At 65.9% G+C, this 3,939-nt stretch carries 3 protein-coding genes; 2 read left to right on the top strand and 1 reads right to left on the bottom strand.

Going from position 1 to position 3,939, the window contains the following annotated elements; translation table 11 throughout:
- Positions 1–1,254 (bottom strand): TonB-dependent receptor plug domain-containing protein (locus RMN84_RS10870; RefSeq protein WP_309612192.1); only part of this gene is annotated, 1,254 nt, incomplete at its 3' end.
- Positions 1,255–1,426: 172 nt separating this feature from the next.
- Here RMN84_RS10870 and RMN84_RS10865 point away from each other — a divergent pair.
- Positions 1,427–2,482: a LacI family DNA-binding transcriptional regulator gene (locus RMN84_RS10865; RefSeq protein ID WP_309612191.1), complete on the top strand. Its 1,056-nt coding sequence runs from the start codon at positions 1,427–1,429 to the stop codon at positions 2,480–2,482.
- A gap of 76 nt (positions 2,483–2,558) precedes the next feature.
- Positions 2,559–3,939 (top strand): MFS transporter (locus tag RMN84_RS10860; protein WP_309612190.1); only part of this gene is annotated, 1,381 nt, incomplete at its 3' end.

Raw genomic sequence — 3,939 nt, 5'->3', positions numbered from 1 at the left:
CGTCGGGACGATATCGAACGTCCCGTTGGGGTTCGCCGTGATGCGGATGATGTCCTTGACACCCGACTGGTTGTAGCCGGTGCCGCTGTAATTCTCGAGCAGGAAGTCGGTCCGCTTGGCCCGTGACCAGCTGCCGTCGACGGTCAGCTTGACCTTCTCCGTGATGGCGAACTCGTTGTTGATGCCGAGTGAGAGATTGTCAGCGCTGCGCTTGTTATAGTCGTTGCGGACCACGGCGACGACGTTGTTGATCGTCGCTGCGGTGACCAGCCCGTTGGTGACCGTGTAGCCCGGCGAGATGGTCGTATTGGCGCCCCAGCCCGGGTTTATCGGGAATTCGATGCCGCGAAGATATTGGGTCTCCTTGAACTTCGAATAGAGCGCATCGATGGTCGTATGCCAGCGATCGCTTGGGCGGAATTCCAGCGTGCCGACAACTCCCGTACGGTCAAGCAGGCTCGACTGGACGTAGGGCTTGGCCCCGCCCAGGATCTTGGCACCGCCGACTTCCGGCGCGTTTGGAAAGCCCCACGCATTGTAACGCTCGTTCTGGGTCGGCGACGAGGTCTTCGACACGCCGATCGCAATCCCGATCGTGTCATCGGCGAAGCGATCGACGAACGTCCCCGAGGCGCGATAGCCGAAGCGCTTGCCTTCCGGGTTGAGCTTGTGCTGGCTGTTCATCTGCCCGCGCAGCTGGACTGCGATGGCGCGCTTCTCGCTCAGCGGACGAAGCATGCGCAGGTCGACCGTGCCCGACACGCCCGACGGCAGCACGGCGGCATTGGCCGACTTGTAGACGATCACGTTGCGGAAGAATTCCGACGGATACTGGTCATATTCGACGCCGCGATTGTCACCGACGGTGACCTGTTCGCGCCCGTTGAGCAGAGTCACGCCGAAGTCGGGACCCAGGCCGCGGATCGACAGGCGCTGGTCGCGGCCCTCGAGCCGCTGGGCAGTCACGCCGGGCAGGCGCGCCAGCGAATCGGCGATCGACACGTCGGGCAGCTTGCCGATGTCCTCGGCCGAAATCGCCTCGACGATCACCGCGTTATTCTTCTTGATCTTCTCCGACGCGGCCAGCGAGGCGCGGATACCGGTGACGACGATCGCGTCGTCAGCGGCCGCAGTCGTGACCGGGCCAGCAGCGGCTGGCGTCTGCGCCAGGGCGGGCGACGCCAGCGTCATGGCGGCGAAGACGAGCGCCGAACTGGCCGTCGTCGAATAGAGCGAGCGCGTGAAAATGGTCATGTGCCTGTGCATCCCCTGTGGGCCGCTTTGATTCGCGCCACGTTGCTCCGCCAATGCGGATTGACGGGCTGCGTAACCGCATAGATTTCGTCCGTCGCTATACATACGTATGCAGTCGGCTTAGGCTTGGAACCCACTCGCAACAGTGCCCCTTTTGCAACGGTCGCGCCCCATGTCATCCCCCGATCCCGATACTGAACGGCCCCCGGCGAGCAAGCGCCGCGCGACCTCGTTCGACATTGCTGCGCTGGCCGGCGTGTCGCAGCCGACCGTGTCGCGCGCGCTGTCGGGCAACGCCGCGGTCAGCGCCGAAACCCGCGCCCGGGTCACGGCTGCGGCCGAGCAGCTCCACTACATCGTCGATCGTCACGCCTCGTCGCTGCGCAGCCGCAGCTCGCGCACGCTCGGGCTGCTGTTCTTCGAGGATCCGACCCCCGACGACACGCTGATCAATCCCTTCTACCTCTCGATGGTCGGATCGATGGTCCGCGCCTGCGGCAAGCGCGGCTATGATTTGCTGATCTCGTTCCAGCAGGCGTCGGGCGACTGGCACATTGATTTTGAGGACAGCGGCAAGGCCGACGGGCTGATCCTGCTTGGCTATGGCGACTACCTTGCCACCCGCCCCCGACTCGAACAGATGGTCACGCAGGGTACCCATTTCGTCCGCTGGGGCGCGGCGCGTGACGGCCAGATCGGGACTACCGTCGGCTCCGACAACGAAGCCGGTGGCCGCCTCGCCGCCGAGCATCTCATCTCGCGTGGACGCCGCCACCTCGCCTTTTTCGGCACCGCCGACGCCGCTTCGCCCGAGTTTCTCGAGCGCTGGGCGGGGTTTCGCACGGCGCAGAAGGCGGCCGGGCTGGCGGTCGATTCGCGCCTGACGATCGACGCACGGCCGAGCGAGGAGTCGGGCCGCGCCGCCGCCGAGCAGCTCCTCGCCACCGGCCTGCCGTGCGACGGCATCTTCGCCGCCAGCGACCTGACCGCGATCGGGGCGATGCGGCGGCTGACCGAGGCGGGGATGGAGGTGCCCGGCGACGTGTCGATCGTCGGGTTCGACGACATGGTCGCCGCGCGCCTGTCCGACCCGCCGCTGACGACCATCGCCCAGGACCCGCGCCGCGCCGGTGAAACATTGGTCGACACGCTCATTGCCCAGGTCGAGGGTGAGGCGCCGCCCAGCACACTCCTGCCCATCCGCCTGATCGAGCGCGGGTCTAGCTAAGCCAGTTGACGCGGGCGCAAAGCTTGCCAGCCTCACGCGTATGGGCGGGTCACGCGCCCCTGGGAGGAATTTGTTCATGACCAAGCCGCGCCAGTCGCTCGCCGGCCTGTGGAATATCTCATTCGGCTTTTTCGGCATCCAGATCGGCTTCGCGCTGCAGAACGCCAATATGAGCCGCATCTTCGAAAGCCTCGGCTCGAGCCTCGACGATCTCCCCGCGCTGTGGATCGCGGCGCCGCTCACCGGGCTCCTCGTCCAGCCAATCGTCGGGTTCGCCAGCGACCGCACCTGGCTCGGCCGGTTCGGTCGCCGCCGCCCCTATTTCCTCGGCGGCGCGATCCTCGCGACGCTCGCCCTGCTGCTGATGCCGCTCGCCCCCGTCCTCCTCGCCGCCGCGCTGCTGCTGTGGATGCTCGACGCCAGCCTCAACATTTCGATGGAGCCGTTCCGCGCCTTCGTCGGCGACATGCTCGACAAGAGCCAGCACACCGCCGGCTACGCCATCCAGACCGCCTTCATCGGTGCCGGCGCGGTGGTCGGGTCGATTTTCCCTTATGCGCTCGAAAAGTTCGGCGTCAGCAACCTTTCTGGTGAGGGCGTCATCCCCGCTACGGTCCGCTACAGCTTCTGGTTCGGCGGCCTCGCGCTGTTCCTCGCGGTGATGTGGACGGTCATCGCCACGCGCGAATATAGCCCCGAGGAAATGGCCAGCTTCGGCGAAGATCCCGAAACCCCGGAAGCCGAAGCCGATACCCTTCGCGCCCTCGCCGCGCGCGGTCTCGGCAGCAGCGCCATCTGGATCGCCGCCGGCTTCGCCATCGTCGTCGCGGTCGGCAGCTTCGGGCTGGAAAAGGAAGTCTATCTCCTCGGCGGCCTGCTCATAGCCTACGGCCTCGCCTCGCTCGCCGCGATCCTCAAGGCGCGCAGTGGCACCTCGTCGAACATGCTCAGCTCGATCGTCGGCGATTTCTCCGGCATGCCGCCGATCATGAAGAAGTTAGCGCTTGCGCAATTCTTCAGCTGGTCGGCGCTGTTCATCATGTGGATCAACACCACCCCGGTCGTCGCGCAGAATTTCTTCGGCTCGGCCGATCCCAAGAGCGCGGCGTTCCAGGCCGGTGGCAACTGGGTCGGCGTGCTGTTCGCAGTCTACAACGGCGTCGCCGCCATCGCCGCCCTGACCCTCCTTCCGTGGCTGGCGAACCGCGTCGGCAAGGCGAAGACCCACATGATCGGGCTGCTGTGCGGCGCGGCGGGCTATGCCAGCTTCTTCGTCCTCAAGGACCCGAAGACGCTGCTGCTGGCCGAGGTCGGCGTCGGCATCGCCTGGGCCTCGATCCTCGCCATGCCCTACGCGATCCTGGCGAGCACGCTGCCGCAAAAGAAGCTCGGCATCTACATGGGCCTGTTCAACATCTTTATCGTCATTCCCCAGTTACTGGTCGCGACGGTGATGG

Source organism: Sphingomonas sp. (assembly GCF_031380695.1).
Lineage (GTDB): Bacteria > Pseudomonadota > Alphaproteobacteria > Sphingomonadales > Sphingomonadaceae > Sphingomicrobium.
The sequence above is the reverse complement of the archived record's forward strand: the minus strand, read 5'-3'. Positions and strand labels throughout refer to the sequence as shown.